This is a genomic window from Akkermansia sp. AE01SA01 (assembly GCF_036417395.1).
GTDB lineage: Bacteria > Verrucomicrobiota > Verrucomicrobiia > Verrucomicrobiales > Akkermansiaceae > Akkermansia.
On record NZ_CP143890.1, the window covers coordinates 90,697 to 109,943 of the forward strand.

The 19,247-nt window shown below is 54.8% G+C and carries 20 protein-coding genes; 9 read left to right on the forward strand and 11 right to left on the reverse strand.

Features of this window, described 5'->3' with window-relative positions; translation table 11 throughout:
* The first annotated feature begins 10 nt into the window (after positions 1-10).
* The gene (locus V3C19_RS00385; RefSeq protein WP_130084119.1) at positions 11-988 is read left to right on the forward strand and encodes a glycosyltransferase family 8 protein; all 978 of its coding nucleotides are present in this window, start codon (positions 11-13) and stop codon (positions 986-988) included.
* A gap of 7 nt (positions 989-995) precedes the next feature.
* On the opposite strand, the gene V3C19_RS00390 is transcribed toward V3C19_RS00385, so the two are convergent.
* Positions 996-1,781 (reverse strand): SIR2 family protein, encoded by a 786-nt coding sequence (locus V3C19_RS00390; protein WP_161981359.1) that lies wholly within the window; start codon positions 1,779-1,781, stop codon positions 996-998.
* Positions 1,782-2,133: 352 nt separating this feature from the next.
* Positions 2,134-2,985, reverse strand: a complete 852-nt coding sequence (locus V3C19_RS00395) for a metallophosphoesterase (protein WP_161981360.1) — start codon at positions 2,983-2,985, stop codon at positions 2,134-2,136.
* A 208-nt stretch (positions 2,986-3,193) separates the two neighbouring features.
* Between V3C19_RS00395 and V3C19_RS00400 the strand changes: the two genes are divergently transcribed.
* The 8 genes from V3C19_RS00400 to V3C19_RS00435 all read left to right on the forward strand — a co-directional run bounded on the left by V3C19_RS00400 (position 3,194) and on the right by V3C19_RS00435 (position 9,098).
* Entirely contained in the window at positions 3,194-3,361 is a 168-nt protein-coding gene (locus V3C19_RS00400) for a hypothetical protein (RefSeq protein ID WP_153812568.1), read from the forward strand.
* Between the two features lie 86 nt (positions 3,362-3,447).
* Entirely contained in the window at positions 3,448-4,461 is a 1,014-nt protein-coding gene (locus V3C19_RS00405) for a DHH family phosphoesterase (protein ID WP_302388230.1), read from the forward strand.
* A complete protein-coding gene (gene truB, locus V3C19_RS00410; protein ID WP_295876143.1) occupies positions 4,458-5,192 on the forward strand; it encodes a tRNA pseudouridine(55) synthase TruB in 735 nt (244 codons plus the stop codon). Before V3C19_RS00405 ends, truB begins: the two co-directional genes overlap by 4 nt.
* 4 nt (positions 5,193-5,196) lie before the next feature.
* The gene (gene ribF, locus V3C19_RS00415) at positions 5,197-6,132 is read left to right on the forward strand and encodes a riboflavin biosynthesis protein RibF (RefSeq protein ID WP_295876140.1); all 936 of its coding nucleotides are present in this window, start codon (positions 5,197-5,199) and stop codon (positions 6,130-6,132) included.
* A 112-nt stretch (positions 6,133-6,244) separates the two neighbouring features.
* Positions 6,245-6,544, forward strand: coding sequence for an aspartate 1-decarboxylase (locus V3C19_RS00420; protein ID WP_022396395.1), 300 nt, complete (start codon positions 6,245-6,247; stop codon positions 6,542-6,544).
* 41 nt (positions 6,545-6,585) lie between these two features.
* On the forward strand, positions 6,586-7,062 hold the full coding sequence (secG, locus tag V3C19_RS00425; protein ID WP_130084125.1) for a preprotein translocase subunit SecG: 477 nt from the start codon (positions 6,586-6,588) through the stop codon (positions 7,060-7,062).
* Positions 7,063-7,230: 168 nt separating this feature from the next.
* Positions 7,231-7,872, forward strand: a complete 642-nt coding sequence (locus tag V3C19_RS00430; protein ID WP_295876137.1) for a prepilin-type N-terminal cleavage/methylation domain-containing protein — start codon at positions 7,231-7,233, stop codon at positions 7,870-7,872.
* A gap of 158 nt (positions 7,873-8,030) precedes the next feature.
* Positions 8,031-9,098, forward strand: coding sequence for a 3-deoxy-7-phosphoheptulonate synthase (locus V3C19_RS00435; RefSeq protein ID WP_067569344.1), 1,068 nt, complete (start codon positions 8,031-8,033; stop codon positions 9,096-9,098).
* 134 nt (positions 9,099-9,232) lie between these two features.
* Here the strand turns inward: V3C19_RS00435 and V3C19_RS00440 are convergent, their stop codons facing one another.
* The 9 genes from V3C19_RS00440 to V3C19_RS00480 form a co-directional block, all read right to left on the reverse strand.
* On the reverse strand, positions 9,233-9,715 hold the full coding sequence (locus tag V3C19_RS00440; protein ID WP_295876136.1) for a hypothetical protein: 483 nt from the start codon (positions 9,713-9,715) through the stop codon (positions 9,233-9,235).
* A gap of 257 nt (positions 9,716-9,972) precedes the next feature.
* Positions 9,973-10,959, reverse strand: coding sequence for an AEC family transporter (locus V3C19_RS00445; RefSeq protein WP_295932038.1), 987 nt, complete (start codon positions 10,957-10,959; stop codon positions 9,973-9,975).
* A 73-nt stretch (positions 10,960-11,032) separates the two neighbouring features.
* A complete protein-coding gene (locus tag V3C19_RS00450) occupies positions 11,033-11,662 on the reverse strand; it encodes an HAD hydrolase-like protein (RefSeq protein ID WP_130084129.1) in 630 nt (209 codons plus the stop codon).
* Complete coding sequence (locus tag V3C19_RS00455) at positions 11,659-12,264, reverse strand: sugar O-acetyltransferase (protein ID WP_295932015.1); 606 nt, start codon at positions 12,262-12,264, stop codon at positions 11,659-11,661. The genes V3C19_RS00450 and V3C19_RS00455 overlap by 4 nt, the downstream gene beginning before the upstream one ends.
* A gap of 73 nt (positions 12,265-12,337) precedes the next feature.
* A complete protein-coding gene (gene guaA / locus V3C19_RS00460) occupies positions 12,338-13,861 on the reverse strand; it encodes a glutamine-hydrolyzing GMP synthase (protein WP_295932011.1) in 1,524 nt (507 codons plus the stop codon).
* Positions 13,862-13,871: 10 nt separating this feature from the next.
* Entirely contained in the window at positions 13,872-15,323 is a 1,452-nt protein-coding gene (guaB, locus tag V3C19_RS00465; protein WP_130084132.1) for an IMP dehydrogenase, read from the reverse strand.
* A gap of 95 nt (positions 15,324-15,418) precedes the next feature.
* Positions 15,419-17,275: a hypothetical protein gene (locus V3C19_RS00470; protein WP_295932009.1), complete on the reverse strand. Its 1,857-nt coding sequence runs from the start codon at positions 17,273-17,275 to the stop codon at positions 15,419-15,421.
* A gap of 21 nt (positions 17,276-17,296) precedes the next feature.
* Positions 17,297-18,133: a glycosyltransferase family 2 protein gene (locus tag V3C19_RS00475; protein WP_295932006.1), complete on the reverse strand. Its 837-nt coding sequence runs from the start codon at positions 18,131-18,133 to the stop codon at positions 17,297-17,299.
* A gap of 111 nt (positions 18,134-18,244) precedes the next feature.
* Positions 18,245-19,240 carry a hypothetical protein gene (locus tag V3C19_RS00480; RefSeq protein WP_295932003.1) on the reverse strand — a complete coding sequence of 332 codons (996 nt, stop codon included), beginning with the start codon at positions 19,238-19,240 and terminating at the stop codon, positions 18,245-18,247.
* Positions 19,241-19,247 lie beyond the last annotated feature (7 nt).

A 19,247-nucleotide genomic window follows, 5' to 3' on the forward strand; every position in this document is an offset into this window, starting at 1 on the left:
GTTTCCTCCCATGAAAAAGAATGAATTCGCCGTCGTCCTCGCCAGTGACAACCGGGGAATACTGCCCTTGAGCGTCACGGTTTTTTCTTTGCTGAACACGGCGGGGCCGGACACTTTTTACAAGGTTTACGTGCTTTCCGACGACATTGATGCCGGCAACCGCCGCAAGCTGGAAGAGCTGGCGGCTCCGTTCGATTGCCGGCTGGAGTTTATTGAGATTTCCAATATCCTGGAGGAGCACGATTTCCCCCATACCGAACAGTGGCCCGTACCCGCCTGGGGGCGCGTGTTTATTCCGGAGCTGCTGAAGGAGGAAAAGGGCAATATTCTTTATCTGGATATTGATGTGCTGGTTTGCCGGGATTTGACGGAGCTTTTCCGCACGGACCTGACCGGAAAGGCGGTGGGAGTGGTGTTTGAGAATTTTTCAAAGCCCGGTTCCCATTTTAACGAACGGCTGGACATGCCGCTGAACTGCACGGGGTATTTCAACTCCGGAGTGCTGCTGATGAATGTGGACGTTTTCCGGGAGAAGGGGCTGGTGCGCGCCGTGCTGGATTATGCCGTCAGCCACAGGGACAGGCTTACCTGCCCGGACCAGGACGCTCTGAACGGCGCCTTGTGCGAATTGACGGTTCCTCTGCATCCCCGCTGGAATTGGCATGACGGGCTGACGCGGCGCATTTTGAAAAATAATCCCGGAGAGAAGTTCTGGCGCGGCGTGACGCCCCGGCAGGCGGTGGAAGCGGCCCTGGAGCCCGGAATTCTCCATTATCAGGGTGTTCACAAGCCTTGGAGGTATAATTGGCGCTATGAAGGGAAGCGTTACGAACGGGCCATGCGAGACGCCGGACTTCTGCGCGGTCCTCTTCCCGGCAGGACTCCGCTGGCCGTGCTGAAAAAGTACCTTTACAAGCCGGTTTATAGAATGACCGGAAATAAAATTCTGAGGCTGCGGGAACGATTTGATGAAGAAGACAGGGGATAAGGAAGAGTCAATTCCCAGATTGCCCCATTTCGGATTTGATGTCTTTTAGAACACGTTTGTAATAATCTTCATATGCCTCATTCTTCGCGTTTTCGCAAGGTGGTTCGGGAGAAGAGGAACGGACTTCCACGCTGAATTGTTCCAGCAGGGCTTTTACAGCATTGGTCGGCTGTCCGTAAAAGACGATGCGATTCCGAATGCGGTTTTTGATTTTTGGGTCACGCAGCCATCGTGACCTGAGATTCAAGATATACAATAGGTCTATTTCTTCCGGAGAAAGGTTCAGGCCCAGGATATGAATATTGGAGAAAAAGAAGGCATCAATCCATGATTCTCCTTTCCGAAGCTTGTAATCCTGTAATTTTTTATACATGCGCGGAACGGAGACTTCCTTTTTGTGCAACTGATAGGTGTATGTGCCTTTTAAATAATTGTCGATCTTGCCGATGCATCCGCAATAATGCTCGTATCCATATTGGATAGTGAAGGAATCCGGCTTGTCGTTGTAGGTGCCGTGGATGTTCCAGATGCGGCATGAATGTGAATGTTCCTTGTTTTCCATGCAGGCATGGCGCCGGATGCTGTATTTGGTTTCCGAATGCTGGCTGGATTTTTGTTCATAACCCCGCAATTCCAGAATCCGGCGCAGGAAGGTATCATAGTTGGTGGTCAGGTAATCATCCGCCCGGAGGTCCGCGAGGGCGTGCAGAATGGATTCCGGATGGTTCTGCGGGGTGAACTGTTCCAACTGTTTTTTGAGCTTTTCACGCATCATGGCAGAGAGGCTGCGCATGTTCTTTTCCGGATGTTGTTTTTGCTCCTTCAAGATCAGGTATTCATAGATCAGAGGAAAAGGGAGGCAATTTTTTTCCTCGGTGAAGGGGCAATAGGATCCCGCACATTCTCCGCAGGGCCGGCTGCAGATGGTTTCTTTGAGGAGGTCCGGGCTGCTGGGGCTTCCCAAAGTGCGCATCAGTCCGTTGCCGAACAGGATGGCATTTTTTATTGCGGGTGTTTTATTGGCGGAAACAGGCATGAATGGAGAGGCAGGTGAACTTTCCATGCTGGCATATGCCCGAAGAAAATCAAGCAGTGAAAAACAGACCTGCGGCTGTTTGTTGCCATGCGGAAACAGATTGCCGCCATCAGTGCAAGGTTAGCAGGTAGATTTCCGGCGGGCAGTTGAAGCGCAGGGGGAGCGTGCTGGTGCCCAGGCCTTTGGTAATCAGATATTTGTTTCCGGCGGAAATATGCCAGGGGTAGGTATAGGGCTGGGTATGCTCCGGGCTGGCTTCAAACCATAGCAGATTGAAGGGGAGGCGGATTTGGCCGCCGTGCGTATGGCCGCTGATGATGAAGTCCGCGTCCCCTTCTGAAAGAATGTGGTCGATTTCCGGACGGTGGCACAATACGATGTGAGGGATGTTTGGGGACTGCCGTTCCGGGAATTGTTTTTTTGAGTGGCGGAAGGAATCCAGAAGCCCGGAAAGCTGGAGCCTGCGCCCGTCGTTAAGCGTGATGAGAACGCTTTTGTCGGCAAGAATCCTGATGCCCGCATGGGTCAGTTCCTTCTTCCAGTTGTTCCAGCCGAATGTGAAATCATGGTTGCCCTGAATCGCGAATACCCCGCAGGGTGCTTCCAGCCCTTGGAGGAGCTGTGCCGCCTTTTGCGGGTTCATGCTGGCGTTTTTACTGGAGCCGCGGGCATAATCCCCCACCAGAAGGATCAGGTCCGGCTTGAGCTGCATGATCCTCTGAACGTAGCGTAGGACTCTCACTTCGTCAAATGCGGTGGGCATGAGATGGAGGTCTCCGGCGACAACGACTTTCAGGGGGCTGCCCCGCCCATTCCACTGGGGAATGCGGTAGTCCACCTGCCGGACGAACAGCAGGTTGGGCTCAATCAGATAAGCCCAGCTTATGGCGGCTACCCCCAGCGCGCAAACACCCAGCAGCAGGATGCCGAAAAACCGGAGGATTCTAACGGAGAAAGGCATAGCAAAAACAGCTTTGCGGACATTATACCTTCCCATGCCGTGAGGCCAGCGATTTATGCGTCTTGCCCCTTGCAGAACCGTCCGTCTCCGGCCGGAAGGCATTCCGGGAACAGATTTTATCAAATTTGATTGACGGCCGCCCGGATGGTGTGCTTTTATGCTCCAAGATATTTCCATATCCTTTATCACCCATCATTTAACCACGCATATGAAGAAGATTACCATTCTGGCTCTTTCCGCTTTCGCGGCAAGCATCATGGCTTCCTGCTGCTGCCAGGATCAGGGCGCTCCGCCCCTGACTCCCCTTCCCAAGTTCAACGACCTGAACCAGCCGGGCGCCGATATTGCCCCCGTGGTCATGAAGTCCAAGAAGTAATCCTCTTCAGGGATTGACACGACTTTTCAAGCCGCACTTGGTGATTGTCCAGGTGCGGCTTTTTCTATACAAACGGGGCAGACCATATGGAAGATTGGAAACATTGTCCCGAATTTGCGCCTTTGGCGGACTTGATCCGCAATTATGACAGCTTTGCGGTAGTGGCGCATATCCATCCGGACGGGGACGCCATCGGCTCCACGCTGGCTCTGGGGGATGCCCTGAAGAACATGGGCAAGCACGTGGTCATGATGAATGAGGACGGCGTTCCTGCCAGCCTGGCCTTTCTTCCCGGCGTGGAGGACATTATTTCCACGCCTGACGAACCGGTGGATGTGGAAGTGGCCATTTCCGTGGATAACGGCGCCTTGAAACGCCTGGGGGAACGGAGCCTGCGTGCCCTGGCCGGAGCCAAGGTGTGGGCGAACATCGACCACCACCAGACCAATGAGAGGTTTGGGGACGTGCAGTGCGTTCTGCCGGATGAATGCGCCACGGGGGCGGTGCTTTATTATTTTTTCAAATATCTGGGCATTTCCTTTACTCCGGTGATGCGCGATGCCCTTTATGTGGCCGTCAGCACGGACACGGGGTCTTTCCAGTACCAGATGACGACGGCCGCCGTGATGGAATTGGCGGCGGACCTGATCCGGATGGGAGTCAATGTGCAGGATATCAACCGCCAGCTCTATCAGGAGAAACCGTGGGTGAAGATGCAGTTGTTCCGTGAAGTGCTCAATGGCATGCAGTTGACGCCGGACGGCAGGATTTGCACTTTTTGCCTGACGAATGAGGCCAAGGCCCGGATAGGCTGCCGCCCGGAAGATACGGAAGGATTAATTGATTTGCTGCGTTCCGTTCAGGGCGTCTGGCTGGCCGCTTATTTGGAGGAGTCCGAGGACGATCCGCGCATCCGCATTTCCCTGAGGTCCAAGGTAACGGAAATTTCCGTGGCCGAGTTGGCTTCCCGCTTTGGAGGCGGCGGCCATGCGATGGCTGCCGGAGTGCGCATCAGGGGACCGGTTGAGGAAGTGCGCCTCGTTATTCTGGAGGCCATGCAGGCGGAAGTGGAACGCGTACTCCAACAGCAGATTTCATGAATAATTCCGATTCCATACAAACTCCGTCAGGCGTACTGCTGATCGACAAGGCGCAGGACATGACTTCCCACGATGTTGTGGCGATTGCGCGCCGGTCCCTGGGGATCAAGAAGATCGGCCACTGCGGCACGCTGGACCCCATGGCTACGGGGCTGCTGATGCTGGTGGTGGGAAAGGCCACCAAGCTTCAGGACAAGCTGATGTGCGAACACAAGGAATACGCCGGCACGCTGACGCTGGGCGTGGAGACTTCCTCCCAGGATGCCATGGGGGAAGTGGTGGCGGAGTATTCCGTGGAAGGTGTTACCGATGAGGCGGTGAGGGATGCCTTTGACCGGTTTGACGGGCAGTTTGAGCAGATTCCTCCCATGGTGTCCGCCATCAAGAAGGACGGCGTGCCGCTGTACAAGCTGGCGCGCAAAGGGCAGGAAGTTGTCCGTGAACCGCGGCCCGTGGAGGTTTTCGGCCACCGGATTACCCGCATGGCCATTCCGGAAGTGGATTTCACCGTTCAGTGCTCCAAGGGTTTTTACGTGCGTTCCTATGCCTATGATATAGGAAAGGCGCTGGGCTGCGGAGCCCATTTGAGCGCCTTGCGGCGCACGCGGTCCGGCCGCTTTACGCTGGACCGGGCCATTACGGTGGAAACCCTGAAAACCGCGCCCAGGGAGGAGTTGTTCCGGGCAATGCTTTCCCTGGCGGAACTGGCGGCCATCCTGATTGCCAAGTAAAAGCATGTTTGTTTACCAGGAGTTCAAGCAATTGAAGGACGTGTCCTCCCCCGTGCACTGGGCCATGGGGATGTTTGACGGGCTGCATGTCGGCCATGCGGCGGTGATTGGCGCCGCGGTGGAAGGCGCCCGCAGGAACGGCGGAATTCCCGCTGTGCTGACGTTTCGCCGTCATCCGCTGGCACACGTCCGGCCGGAGGAGGCGCCGGCAGCCATTATGGCCGCGGACCGTGAAAAGTTCGCCCTGTTGGAAGAAATGGGCGTGGAGATGGTGTTGAGCCTGGAGTTTTCCGCGGCGCTGGCGTCCATGAGCCCGGAAGAGTTCATCGGGGAATTGTGTTCGTCCTGCCGGGTGGCCGAGGTTGTCGTGGGCGAGGACTGGCATTTTGGACGCGACCGTGCGGGCGATGTGGGAACTTTGCGTAGCCTGGGAGAACATTACGGGTTCAAGGTGACGGCCATTCCCGCCATTTTGCGCGATGGGGAACGGGTCAGCAGTACCCGCATCCGGGAGACCGTGCGGCTCGGAGACTTTCCTCTGGCAATGCGGCTGCTGGGGCGTCCCTTCCGCTGGCAGGGGACGGTGATTCATGGCCGCCAGCTGGGGCGTTTGCTGGATTACCCCACGGCCAACATGAGGCCCGGTACCGAGTTGCTGCCCCCCCAGGGAGTTTACGCCGTCCGCGCCCGCGTGAACGGGATGGGTTACGGCGGCGTGGCCAATCTGGGAATACGCCCCACCGTGGAAGGAGAAGCGGGTGAGCTTCTGCTGGAAACCCATCTGTTCGGCCAGCCGGGGAATATTTACGGAGCGCAGATGGAGGTGACGCCCGTACGGTTTCTGAGGCCGGAAGCCAAATTCCCTTCTCTGGACGCCCTGAAAAGCCAGCTTGCGCTGGATGCCCGGCAGGCCGCGGAAGTGCTGGAACGGGCAGAGTAAGACACAAAAAACTGTAAAATGAAGGATGTCGGCTTGACCGCGGGGGCGATCGGGGGTTTTGTGTTCGCACGTCATGTTGGTTGAGCAGTTAAAATCAAAAATCCATCGTGCCATGATTACCCGCGGCGATGTTCAGTATGAAGGCAGCATCGAGATTCCTGCCGATCTGATGGCGGCGGTGGATTTGTGGCCCGGGGAGAAAGTGCTCGTGGCCTCCGTCACGTCCGGCAATCGTTTGGAAACATATGCCTTGCAGGGCCCGGCGGGAACGGGGAATATTATCATGAACGGAGGCGCCGCCCACCTGATCAAGACGGGGGAACGCGTGGTGATTATGAGCTTTGCCCTGTCCGACAAGCCCATTGTCCCTAAGAAAATCGTCTGCAACGAGCATAACGAAATCATTTCCTAGACTTTACAAACCATTCGAATTCACACATACTCCCCGCGCTCATGAACCTTTTTCTAGCAGATTCACTCAATATCAGCATTCAGTTGCTTTTTGCCGTTTTGGTTGTTGTCTCCCTTCTTCTTCTGGGCGTGGTACTTATGCAAAGACCCAAGCAGGAGGGGCTGGGCGCGGCCTTCGGCGCGGCCATTACGGACCAGGCTTTTGGGGCCCGCACGACGGACGTGCTGAAAAAGGCTACGGTTTATTTTGGTTCCGCATTCATGCTTCTTTGCCTGGTGCTGGCCATGCTGATCAACCGCCAGCATGTCAAGAGTTCCGAAAGTTTGCTGAGTCCGGAAATGCAGGAAGCCGCCGCCAAACAGGAAGCTTCCGTCCCCGTCAAGACTCCTGAAGAGCTTCAGCAGGAGGAATTGCGCAGGCGCGCCGCAGAGGCTGAAGCGGCCGCCGCCAGTGAAACGCCCGTTTCCGATACTCCCGGGGCTCCGGCTCCCGAAACGCCTCCGGCGCCTCAGCAATAGAAGTTTGCTTTTCCAAATATCCCCGGCATGATTTTTTGTCTGCCGGGGATGTTTTTGCATAAGGCAACGGCGCGTGTTTCCGGATAGCCGGGAAGCGCCTTTTGAAATTGGGCGCCCGGCAAGTTTTCCGCTTGCCCTCAATCGTAATTGCGGTACTCTTGGCAAAGTATGAAAGCACCTTTTCTGAACCGTAAATCCAAGGGATTCACGCTGATTGAATTGCTCGTGGTGATTGCCATTATCCTGACGCTGGCCGGCATCTCCATGATCGTGGTGAACGGCGTGATGGAAAAGTCCCGCATTACCACGGCGCGGAGCGACTGCAACGGATTGCAGACAGCCATAGAAAATTACATGATGGACAACGGCCGGCCCCCCGTAGCCTGGACCGGTCGGGAAATGAGCAGGAAGGCTCGCAAGGACGGCCAGTATTATCTGACCACCGCTCTGGACGACGACAGCCGCATCATGAGCATTCTGACGAATCACATGGACCGTGGAGATGAAGACAGGAAGCTCAATCCCAAGAAGACTGCCTACTTCAACACCACCACCACGGACGTGGAAGGCGCTCCCGGCCTGTTTTTTGAGAGCCGCGGACGCGTGAGCCTGATAGACCCATGGGAATCTCCCTACCACATTGTTCTGAATGCCAATCCGGACGACCGTTCCCCCCGCGTCCAGGTGGGTTCCCGCATGGTTACCAAGAACGTGGCCGTTTACAGCGTGGGCAAGGACAAGCAGGGCAGCACGGAAGACGGACATATCAACAATCAGGAATTTACGGATGACAATGTAACGTCCTGGTAACGCATTCGTGATCCGTTCGTTTCCGAATGGGTTCATTCTTTTTAAAAGGGCTTTCCGGCATGCCGCCGGAAGGCCCTGCGATTATTCAGGCATACTGGCTCCAAACCGTATTTTTTTCTTTTCAACCCCTATCAAAAACCCCTCAATAAGTCCCAGACATGAACTGGTTCAAAACAGACGACGTACGCATTCAAGACATCGAGCCCCTGATTTCCCCCGCCATCCTGATCAAGGATTATCCGGCGACCACGGAGATCGCGAAGATGGTGGCTACGACACGCAAGAATGCGGAGAACATCATTTCCGGCCATGACGACCGCCTGCTGGTGGTGGTGGGGCCGTGTTCCATCCACGATCCCCAGGCAGCGGTGGATTATGCCGCCCGTCTCAAGGAGCAGATGGTGCGCTTTGAGAAGGATCTGGTGATCATCATGCGCGTGTATTTTGAAAAGCCCCGTACTACGGTAGGCTGGAAGGGGCTGATTAATGATCCGTTCATGAACCACACGTTCGACATCAACCGTGGATTGCACATGGCGCGCGGCCTTCTGCTCCGCCTGGGAGACATGGGCGTGCCTGCCGCGACGGAGTTCCTGGACACCATCACGCCCCAGTACATTGCAGATCTCATTACGTGGGGCGCCATCGGCGCACGCACGACGGAAAGCCAGGTGCACCGTGAGCTGGCCTCCGGCCTGTCCATGCCCGTGGGGTTCAAGAACGGCACCAGCGGGAGCCTTCAAATTGCGGTGGACGCCATCATTTCCTCCTCCTGCCCGCATTGCTTCCTTTCCGTGACCAAGCAGGGTGTTTCCGCCATTGTCTCCACGACGGGCAACAAGTCCTGCCACCTTATTTTGCGCGGTTCTTCTCTGGGCCCGAATTTCGATGAGATGCATGTGAAGGATGCCGGGGAAGCTTTGCAGAAGGCCGGCATCAACAACCGCATCATGGTTGACTGCTCCCACGGGAACAGCTGCAAGGATTACCGCAACCAGCCGGGCGTTGCCGCCGCCATCGCCAAGCAGATTGCCGAAGGTTCCGACCAGGTAGCGGCCGTGATGATTGAAAGCAATCTCGTGGAAGGAGCGCAGCCTTTGAGTTCCGATCTGGTGTACGGCAAGAGTATCACGGACCAGTGCATCGGGTGGGATACGACGGTAGAAGTATTGGAAAACCTCGCCGCCGCCGTTCGTACGCGCCGCGCGAAGCGTCAGGAAGCCTGATGCCTCCCGCGGGGGGATGAAAAGAGGCGGATGAACGGCAAAAGCCGGAGAGAGCCGGCAGTTTTTCGTCTTTTGACGGAGAGGCCGTTCCGATTCCAGTTTTATTATTAACCCTTCGGCGAGAAGCCGGAGGGTTAAACTTTGTCGTTCCAAAGGTAGGAATGGCGTTCCGACAGGGTTTTGCCGTTTTGATCCTTCAGAAGCAGTTTCCACGCCAGTATCTGGCCGTTTTCCTTGGCATCGTCCCCAATGAATTCAAAGACGGGGGATTGCGTGCCGCCTTTCCGCCCGGCAGGGTAGGAAATGGATTTGGTCAGGATTCTGGATCCCGTTTTTCCCTGGCGGTACATCATGACCAGCGTGACCGCCTGGTCCGGAACCGCATCATACCAGGTGACGAAGTAGTACTGGCCCTGGCGCTGGACGCGTTCCTTGTTCGAGACAGCCCCGTACAGCAGGAAAGTAGCCTGGGAACGGTGCATGCCTACGTCCTCCGACGGGAGTGACGTGGTTTTCAAAGGCACTTCCCTCACGTGTTCAATCCTGGTGATTTTCCCTGCACAGGAAAACAGAAGCGGAACCGTGGCCGCGATGCAAAAGGGGGCAGGGAATCTCATGAAGCACATTCAATACATATCCGCCTGGAGAGTCAACACAAAGGTAGGGCTCCCTCCGGGCCATGGTTTGTGGATAGAGGGAATTGGGGCGGTTTTTCCCTTCCGCCGGGTGCCGCTGCCGTTCCGAACGTGACAGGCGGTCAGTGGCGCCGGATTGGAGGCGGTTTACAGAGCCGGACGGGGAATGAAGGTTGAAAGGCGAACAATATCCAGGATGGCGGCACGGGAATGGTGAGTACCGTCCACCCCCGGCAGGATCAATATAAGGGAACCACCAGCATGGACCCCAGGGTGAGCCAGCAGGGCAGTGTCAGGAAGGAGGCTACGGTGGTGGTCAGCAGGATTTGCGTGCCCAGGTCCGGATGGCCGCCGAACCGTTTGGCCAGAATGACCGGAATGACAGCGGAGGGAATGGCCGCCTGGATGACGATTACCCGCTTGATGTAGTCGTCAACCGGAAGGAAGTACGCCATGAGCAGGAGCAGGGCCGGGGCCAGTCCCAGGCGCGTCAGAAGGCCGCAGACGATAGGCTTGGGCTCCCATTTCATGTTGTGCCACAGGTCCCGCATGGAACAGCCGAACAGGATCAGGCAGAGGGGGGTGGCGCAGTTGCCGATCATTTCCAGGGCTTTCATCAGGGGCGCCTGGGCGACGTAGGCTCCCAGGCCGGACCATGCAAGGGCAAGGCCTACAATGACAGCCAGCAGGGGACCGCGGAAGAAGACGCCCATGTTCAGGTTGCCGGGACCTCCGGCAATGATGATGACGCCAATGCTCCAGACCACCAGTTCACACCCCACGTTGTGGACGAAGAGAACGCCCAGCGTGGGGTCATTGCTGGCCGTGAACAGCATCTGGATGATGGGGATGACGAAGAAAGCGTAGTTCTGCACCCCTGCCGTCAGGGTGAAGGTGCGCAGACCGGTGCCGATGCGCATGCGGAGCATTTTGGCTACCAGCCATGCCGCCGCAATGCCGAGCAGGAGCTCCAAAGCGCCAGCGCCTATGGCCTGGAGGGAGAAGGCGACGCTGCTGAGCGTTTCATTGCCGGAGAGCACCATGTATTTCATGATGCTGTGAAAGACCAGGCACGGATAGGCTACGTCCATGGCCAGCCGCATGATGGGGGCGTCGTGGTCCGCCTGAATAACCTGCTTGTGCCGCAGGTAAAACCCCGTGGCAAAGAAGAGGTAAACGGGAATAGTGGAGAGAAAGGAGGCGACGATGATGGAGCTGGTGTCCATGGCGGGGATTTTTGTGGGGGAAATGGACGGAAACTGGCGTCGGGGGATGGTTTAACGACACATCATCCGGCATTCAACACAAAAAACGCAACAGGTCTTGGACACTGGAAAATACCTTGGAAGGGTTGGCCTCTTTCAAGGCGGTAACGTCTGCGCCTGCGCTCCAGGCGGCGGACAGGCAGGTTACGCCCGCGGTTCTGCATGCGGCGACATCGGAGACCGTGTCTCCCACATAACAGAATTCCTCTTCGTTGAGTTGGTAAAAGTGCAGCAGTTCCGTGATGGCTTCCGCCTTGTTCGGCTTGTCTTCCGATCCTGTCTTGATGGAACAGAACAGGTTCTGCATGCCGAATTTTTCAAGCGTGATCATGCAGCTTTTTTCTCCCTTGCCTGTGATCAGGGCGACCAGTATTCCAGCGGCCCGCAGCGTTTTTATCAATTCACAAATGTCCTCATAGGGTTTGGGGCATTCCTCATGCATCCTTTCATAAATCGGATAAAAGTCATGAAGCGCCTCCTGCCATTTTTCCCCGGCAACCATTTTGATCATTCCCTCTTCATTCAAGCCGAAGGTCTGCACAATTTCCCGTTCGCTCAGCACATGGCCCGCGTATGGTGAAACCGCCTGCTTGAACGCCTTGATGCACATGGGGATTGTTTCCCCTATCGTGCCGTCCAGATCAAATGCTATCAATTTAATCATTGTCCGGGGTTCCCGTTGATTTTACGGATAACTTTGCAGGGATTCCCGGCGGCCAGGCTGTCGGGCGGGATGTTTTTGGTGACCACGCTGCCGGCGCCGATGACGCTGCCTTTTCCAATCGTGATTCCGGGCAGAATAATGACACCGCCCCCGATCCAGCAGCCGTCTTCTATCGTCACCGGGAGGGCGAATGTACGGCGTATGTAGTCAACGCCGTCATTCGTTTCAACAGGAGCGAGGCGTTCATTCAGATCAACGGGATGCGTAGCCGTATATATTTGGACGTTGGGGGCTATCAGGACATTGTTCCCGATGGTGATTTTATTGCAGTCCACGAAGGTGCATCCCGTATTGACCGTGACGTTGTTCCCGATATGGATGTTGCAGCCGTAGTCGCAGATGAACGAATGACCGATGGAGACTTTGGTCCCGATACTGCCGAGCATTTCCTTCAGCACCTCGTATTTCTCTTCCTTCCGGTCGTAAGGGAGGGAATTGTACTTCATCAACAGATGATGGGCCTTGTTTTTAAATTCAAGAAACACCTTGTCATGGCAATCATACCATTCTCCCGCCATGCATTTTTCCAATTCGGTTTTCATATCAGTTTCGTGATTGTCTGGTTGGAGAGGAGGCGCACCCTGCCGCACGGGCGGCGGCAGGGCAGTAGAGCCTTTATTCCCACTCGATGGAGGCCGGAGGCTTCGTGGAAATATCATAAAGGACGCGGTTGATGCCCTTTACTTCATTGAGGATGCGGTTGCTGGTTTCACGCAGCAGGGCGGCAGGCAGTTCCACCCAGTCCGCCGTCATGGCGTCTTCCGACACAATGGCGCGCAGATTGGTGGCCCATTCGTAGGAACGTTCATCCCCCTTGACGCCCACCGTCTTGACGGGAATGAGGCCGGCATAGGCCTGCCAGACTTTTTCATACCAGCCGTATTTTTTCAGGTTGCCGATGAAGATGGCGTCGCATTCCCGGATGATGTCCAGCCGGTCCCTGGTGACCACGCCGGGGCAGCGCACGGCCAGGCCGGGGCCGGGGAAGGGGTGGCGCCACAGAATGTCGTGGGGGATGCCCATGGAGGCTCCCAGTTCGCGTACCTCGTCCTTGAACAGTTCCGCCAGGGGTTCCAGTACCTTCCCCTGCGCCTGAAGCTCCAGCACGCGTTCCACGCGGTTGTGGTGCGTCTTGATGACGGAAGCCTTGGATTTGGCGTTGGAGGCGCTTTCAATCACGTCCGGATACAGGGTCCCCTGGGCAAGCATTTCCGCATTGCCCACGGCATCCCAGAATACGTCAATGAACAGGCCGCCGATGATGCGGCGCTTCTTTTCCGGATCTCCCTCTCCGGCCAGGGCCGTCAGGAAGCGTTCGGAGGCGTCCACCGTTTCAATCTTGACGCCCATGCGTGCGAAGTTGGCGCGGACTTCATCCGCCTCGTTTTTCCGCAGAAGGCCATTGTCCACGAAGATGGCGCGCATGTTTACCCCGGCTTCATGCAGCAGAACGGCCAGCACGGTGCTGTCCACGCCGCCGGAAACGCCGCAGACGACCTGCTTGTCGCCCACGCGTTCGCGGATTTCACGGATGAGTTCCCTCTTGAAGTCGCCGATGTCGAATTTTTTCAGATTGGCGGCGCAGGAGAGGAAATTGCGCAAAATGGTCCGCCCTTCATGGGAGTGGGTCACTTCCGGGTGGAACTGGATGCCGAAGGTGGTTTCCCCCCATTGCAGGGAGACGGGAATTCCTTCCGCATTGCGGGCGATGACCCGGCAGCCTTCCGCCAGATGGTCCACCGTGTCCGAATGGCTCATCCATACCTGGGAGGAAGGGGACATGTCCTGATACAGCCCTGTGAGGGATTCCGGAATGAGGGCGGCAGGGCCGTATTCCCGCTTGTTGCTGGCCTTGACGCTCCCGCCATGTTTGATGTTGAGAAGCTGCATGCCGTAGCATACGCCCAGAACGGGAACGTTCAGGCCCTGGAGCCAGTTGAAGTCGATATCCGGCGCGTCTGCGTCCGTCGTGCTTTTGGGGCCGCCGGAAAGGATGACGGCTCCGGGTTCGTGGATTTGGTCCAGGTCTTCCAGAGCGTACAGTTTGGCCATGTAGCCCAGTTCGCGCACGCGGCGCACGATGAGCTGGGTGTATTGGGAGCCGAAGTCGATGACGGCTACGAGATGTTTGTCGTCCATGAGAGAGGTTTTAGCAGGAATAGTTGATAGGTTCTTCCGTGATGGTGATGTCGTGGGGGTGGCTTTCCTTCAGGCCGCCGGAAGTGATTTGGACGAACCGAGCCTTTTCCCGGAGCTCCTGCAGGTTGCGGGCGCCCAGGTAGCCCATGCCGGAGCGCAGGCCGCCCATGAGCTGGAAGACGACGTCCGCCAGCATGCCCTTGTACGGGACGCGGGCTTCCACGCCTTCCGCAACGAGCTTGCCGGAGCTGTTCTGCCCGTACCGGTCGCCGGAGCCGCGGCGCATGGCTCCGAGGGACCCCATGCCGCGGTATTGCTTGAAGTGGCGGCCCTGGTAATGGACTACCTTGCCGGGGCTTTCCTCCGTGCCTGCCAGCAGGCCGCCCAGCATCACCAGGTCGGCACCGGCCGCCAGGGCCTTCACGATGTCTCCGGAATAGCGGATGCCGCCGTCCGCAATGACGGTTACGCCTGCGGGGCGGGCCACGGAAGCTACTTCCTTAATGGCGGTGAACTGGGGCATCCCCACACCGGAAATGACGCGGGTGGTGCAGATGGAGCCGGGACCCACGCCCACCTTGATGGCCTGGACGCCCGCCTTGATCAGGTCGGAAGCGCCTTCCGCAGTGACTACGTTGCCGGCCACGATGGGGCGGTCCGTCAGCTTGCGGAGATTGGAAACTACATCCATCACGCGTGTGGTATGGCCTGTGGCGGCGTCGATGAACAGGGCGTCAGCCCCTGCGGCGACCAGGGCCTTGGCCCGGTCCAGGTAGTCGGGGCCTACGCCTACGGCAGCGCCGCAGCGCAGATGGCCGTGGTCGTCCTTGGAGGCGTCCGCAAACATGGCGCGCTTCTGGATGTCCGTTTCCGTGATCAGGCCGGCAAGAACGCCGTTTTCATCCACGAGGGGAAGCTTTTCAATGCGGTGCGTGTAAAGGATGTGGCGAGCTTCTTCAATAGTGGTGCTGGGGGCGGCGGTAATCAGGCGGGAAAGAGGGGTCATCACATCTTTCACCAGCACGTGTTCGTAATCGTCCACTCCGCGCATATCGCGGCCGGTGACGATGCCTTCCAGCTTTCGGTTGGCATCCACCACGGGGAAGCCGGAGTAACCCTGGTCCATCATGACGTGATGGACTTCTTCAAGCGTCATGTCTTTGCTCACCGTGACGGGGTTCGGGATGACGGCGTTTTCAAACCGCTTCACGCGGGAGACCATGGCCGCCTGAATGTCGATGGGATTGTTGCGGTGGATGACGGCGAGGCCGCCTTCACGTGCCAGGGCAATGGCCAGTTCCGATTCGGAAACGGTGTCCATGGCCGCGGAAAGCACGGGGATTTTCATGTTGAATCCAGGAACGAGCTGGGAACTGATGTCCGCATCACCGGGAAGAATCGCGCTCAGGCGGGGCAGCAGGAGCACGTCGTCAAAACTTAATCCAAGAGGGAAATCTGCCATGCGACAATCTACAGTCAAATGCCCTCTGACGCAAGCCGAAACACAAGAGGGACGTTTGTTTTTTTGAGATAACGCTGCGCCGCGGGAATGGTGAATCAATGTTGCGGCAGGATGCGCCACAGGCCAGGAACAGGGGTCTTCTCCAGGTCGCATTCTTCCTGCAGTACGTGGAGGATTTCGGGGTTTTCCAAATAGATATATCCAACATTGTATTCCTTAAAGAAGGGAACGGCGTTTTTCTTTTCGAGATTGGAAGGGGAAAGAGTGAAGGGAATTCCTGAGAGAGAGGCGAATCTGGCGATACTCATTGCCGAGTTTCTGTCCATCATGAGTACTTTGTTTTCAGGATTATTGCCTTTCAGATAAGTGTCCATTTGCCGGGCGACAGGTTCCGGGATGGTCATTAATTCCACTCTGTCAAAGGGCGACAGGAGGGAGCGCAACTGCCCTCTATTGATATAAAGTGCAGCGATGGCGATGGTGAGTGCGATTAAGATATTTGTTGTTTGAAATTTGGTATCCTTTTCCCCCGAGGCGAAGCGGAAACGGAAGATAATAATGGTAATGAGAGCCGTATAAATCCAGGGAACATGATAGCGGGAGTCGGGATATCCGGTAATGATAATCGGTGCAAGTGAAAGGAGAATGATGCAGAAAAAGATCCATATTCCGGAAGGGATGGGGGATGGTTCCATATAAGTTTTTGATTTCCTTAAAAATAAGGAGCCAATATAGAATACCAGGAGAAGAAAAGCCGCGGGGATGATCATGTGTACCAGTGATGTGCATGAACTTTTCATGCGGACCAGAAAAGCCTGCATCCACAGGGAAAAATTGTCGCGAATGGTGTGCGCAGGGCAGCTATCACAGAAAAATGTGGAAGGGCGTGTATCTTCAATGGTCCAAATTCGTCTGGCATTGTCTGTAACGAAAAGAACATCAAAATGATGTATGGAATAATAAATCCATGGGGAAATGGTCAGAAGAAAAGTCAGGGAAAGTACTGATATTGCTTTGATATTTCTTTTTTTGAGGCAGACGAACAAATAGTAGATGATGATTAATCCGGCGAATCCGATAAAGTCAAATCGGTTCATGACGCCAAGACCAAGGAATAAGCCTGTGAAAAAAGAATTCCTAAGTTTGAATCCGTTGATCCGGTTATCAAGATAAAAATAAAATGTACCTAAAATATAAACGAGGCTCCAGGATGTGGTGCCTCCGCAGCAGACTTCCGGGGAAAATTGACTGAAACAGAAAATAGCCAAAACAAGGATTCCCCACAGGGAGGAGCCGTTGGCATTTAGAATACAAATTTTCCGTATGAAATAGGCAAAGAGGAAAACGGATATAAAGTTGACGTACAGGTAGGAGTTGATTTGCTGTTCAAAAACAAGATTGAATATATAAAGGAGAAATGGGTAAAGAGGAGGGAATCCGATTGCCTGGAAAGTTGGATAAATATTTTGCCGTATATAGTTTATTTTGTAAAATTCATTCTCAAATGACTTTGAGAGATCAAACAATTGCCATATATCGAAATTGACATTCTGTCCATAAAGCGCAGAAATGAAAAAGACCCATAAAAAGGACAGTGCCGAAAACGGTATGATTTTTTTAAGAAGGGCATGTTGCTTCAAGTAGTAGGCAGCCAGCCATAGGGGAACGATGAGTACCTGGAAAAGGGGAAGAGAAGAAGGAAAGAAGGGGAAGACAGCCAAAGCTACCGCCCCCCAAAGGGAAGGAATAAAAGAAGTTTCAATGAATGCCGGATAGCGTTTATGTATCTGATGCGCGGCAAGAAAAGCAATGAAGGAAATGGCTATATATCCTTGGACGGGAAGTTCATGAATGAACAGGGAAAGGAGAAGGCCCCAAATGACGGCGAATGCAAAGAAGTAGCGGCATATACTTTTGGCGAATTGACCGTTTACGGGATAAGTAGAAGCCATGATTTACAAGAGGGCTGATTTTTATGGGTGGTACTTCCGGAAAAGATTCTTCACCAGGGTGGCAAACAGATTGAAGTTGCCTTTGAAGAAACTGATTTTGGTGGGGACTTTTCCTTTGGGAGGATAGGCGCGGGTAACGGGTATTTCACAGGCTTTCAAGCCAAGCTGTGAGGCACGTACGGAAAGATAGGCAAGCAGTTCGTAGGTTTGGAATATATCCCTGAAGGGCTGTACTTCGGGGTGCTTGAGATAATGACGGGAATAAGCCCGGTAGGCGTTGGTTGTATCGGTAAACCATTGACCCGCGCTCAGGGAAATGAGAGGGGCGTGCATGAATTTCAGGGCGACATGGCGGATAAAAGGCGTGTTGATAGCCTTCCCCCCCTTCCTAAAACGCGAGCCCTGAATGAAGTCGAAACCTTCCTGAAGCTTGGATATGAATTTAGGTACGTCTTCGATGCTGTCCTTGTCATTTCCGTCAATGGTAATGAATCCGTCGTAACCGCGTTGCAGAGCCCACCAAAGTCCCATGCGCAACTGAGCTCCCTGCTTGCCAGGGCCTGTTTTGACAAGAAGCGTGTTGACACCGTATTGACGCAGAAGGTGTTCTTCCGTAGATCCGTCTGTGGACCCCCCATCACAAATGATTATGTCCCCAAAAGATGGAATCTTTGCGTTCGTGGCTCTTTCCAGTTCGTGATGAATGCGTTCTCCTTCATTGATAATAGGGATGAGAATGCAGTACTTGCTTTGTTTGGTCTGATAGCTTTGAACCGTAAAAGCGGGGACTCCCGGTATGGAAGAATGAACTGATATAGAGTCGTCTGCAGTGTTTTCCGGTTCTGAAGAACTGGTCATGGCTTTTGTAACTGGGTTGGCTGAAGGAGAACGGTTGATTTCTGCCGCATGAGATTGGAGGCAGTTTTCCGGAGCCGGTAAGGAGGGATATATTGATTCTTGGAAGGTTAATTAGCGGTCGCGGCCGGTTTGAACTTTATTGTTATGGCTGCCTTGGCTTTCTTCCCTGACATTGAGCGCCTGCATGTCCAACATGACGGAGGAGTGTCTTTCCTGGACGATATGGTATGCGGCTGCATTGGCGTTGAGGATGACGAGCCTGAGTATGTATTCTCCGAGGATGGTAAGAATAAGGAAAAGACTGATGAAGAAGATGGACAAAGTAAGCATCAGCGTGGTCCAGCCTTCAACAACATGGTCGGAAAAAAAGCGAATGGCAATGGAATAAACGGCGACGAGAAAAGCTATGAAACTTGTGAACAATGCGAGAATGTTGACTGCCCGCAGAAGGCGCGTGGAGTTGTAAATGATGATGTTCATCCCTTTCATATACCCGTCGATAATGCCTTCCTGACGACTGATGGCTGCGGGCAATGCGTATTCTACAATATTGGTGGGGTACCCTGTGCGGAAGAGGCAGTAAGAGAGCATGTGATGGAAATAGAAAGCTTCCATGACGGCATTGACTGCCCGGCGGCTGATGACTCGGAAACCGGTATCGTTTGGGGGGATTTCATATTTGACGATATGGCCGAAAATCTTGCGGAAGATGAATGATCCTATTCTGTAGCAGGTATTTTTCCTTACATCCGCACATCCACAGACGATGTCGCTTCCCTGACAGCAGATATCTACTCCCCGTTCCAGTGCGTCCGTGGAAAAATTTTCATTGTCGGCCAGAATGACGATGTCGCCAATAGCATTTTCCATGCCGGCCGCGAGAGAAATGTCGTCGGCAAGATGGTGGGAAAAAAGAAGGTATCTCAGCCTGGGAACGGTAGAAAGTGTTTCCGATATGCTGCGGCTGAGCAGACGGCGCGGATCGCAGATGACGATTTCAGAGTTCGTATAGCGGGCATTGAGAAAATCCGATAGAAGAAGGAATTCTTCTATTTGCATCGGACGGGTTACATTGAAAACAAGGGAGATGAAAATGTCTTTTTTCATGATGTTA

Excerpts from the sequence above, each read along its gene's own strand:
- V3C19_RS00385 (WP_130084119.1), top strand. The coding sequence starts at position 11 with ATGAAAAAGAATGAATTCGCCGTCGTCCTCGCCAGTGACAACCGGGGA.
- V3C19_RS00390 (WP_161981359.1), bottom strand. The coding sequence starts at position 1,781 with ATGCGCAGCCTCTCTGCCATGATGCGTGAAAAGCTCAAAAAACAGTTG.
- V3C19_RS00395 (WP_161981360.1), bottom strand. The coding sequence starts at position 2,985 with ATGCCTTTCTCCGTTAGAATCCTCCGGTTTTTCGGCATCCTGCTGCTG.
- V3C19_RS00400 (WP_153812568.1), top strand. The coding sequence starts at position 3,194 with ATGAAGAAGATTACCATTCTGGCTCTTTCCGCTTTCGCGGCAAGCATC.
- V3C19_RS00405 (WP_302388230.1), top strand. The coding sequence starts at position 3,448 with ATGGAAGATTGGAAACATTGTCCCGAATTTGCGCCTTTGGCGGACTTG.
- truB (WP_295876143.1), top strand. The coding sequence starts at position 4,458 with ATGAATAATTCCGATTCCATACAAACTCCGTCAGGCGTACTGCTGATC.
- ribF (WP_295876140.1), top strand. The coding sequence starts at position 5,197 with ATGTTTGTTTACCAGGAGTTCAAGCAATTGAAGGACGTGTCCTCCCCC.
- V3C19_RS00420 (WP_022396395.1), top strand. The coding sequence starts at position 6,245 with ATGATTACCCGCGGCGATGTTCAGTATGAAGGCAGCATCGAGATTCCT.
- secG (WP_130084125.1), top strand. The coding sequence starts at position 6,586 with ATGAACCTTTTTCTAGCAGATTCACTCAATATCAGCATTCAGTTGCTT.
- V3C19_RS00430 (WP_295876137.1), top strand. The coding sequence starts at position 7,231 with ATGAAAGCACCTTTTCTGAACCGTAAATCCAAGGGATTCACGCTGATT.
- V3C19_RS00435 (WP_067569344.1), top strand. The coding sequence starts at position 8,031 with ATGAACTGGTTCAAAACAGACGACGTACGCATTCAAGACATCGAGCCC.
- V3C19_RS00440 (WP_295876136.1), bottom strand. The coding sequence starts at position 9,715 with ATGAGATTCCCTGCCCCCTTTTGCATCGCGGCCACGGTTCCGCTTCTG.
- V3C19_RS00445 (WP_295932038.1), bottom strand. The coding sequence starts at position 10,959 with ATGGACACCAGCTCCATCATCGTCGCCTCCTTTCTCTCCACTATTCCC.
- V3C19_RS00450 (WP_130084129.1), bottom strand. The coding sequence starts at position 11,662 with ATGATTAAATTGATAGCATTTGATCTGGACGGCACGATAGGGGAAACA.
- V3C19_RS00455 (WP_295932015.1), bottom strand. The coding sequence starts at position 12,264 with ATGAAAACCGAATTGGAAAAATGCATGGCGGGAGAATGGTATGATTGC.
- guaA (WP_295932011.1), bottom strand. The coding sequence starts at position 13,861 with ATGGACGACAAACATCTCGTAGCCGTCATCGACTTCGGCTCCCAATAC.
- guaB (WP_130084132.1), bottom strand. The coding sequence starts at position 15,323 with ATGGCAGATTTCCCTCTTGGATTAAGTTTTGACGACGTGCTCCTGCTG.
- V3C19_RS00470 (WP_295932009.1), bottom strand. The coding sequence starts at position 17,275 with ATGGCTTCTACTTATCCCGTAAACGGTCAATTCGCCAAAAGTATATGC.
- V3C19_RS00475 (WP_295932006.1), bottom strand. The coding sequence starts at position 18,133 with ATGACCAGTTCTTCAGAACCGGAAAACACTGCAGACGACTCTATATCA.
- V3C19_RS00480 (WP_295932003.1), bottom strand. The coding sequence starts at position 19,240 with ATGAAAAAAGACATTTTCATCTCCCTTGTTTTCAATGTAACCCGTCCG.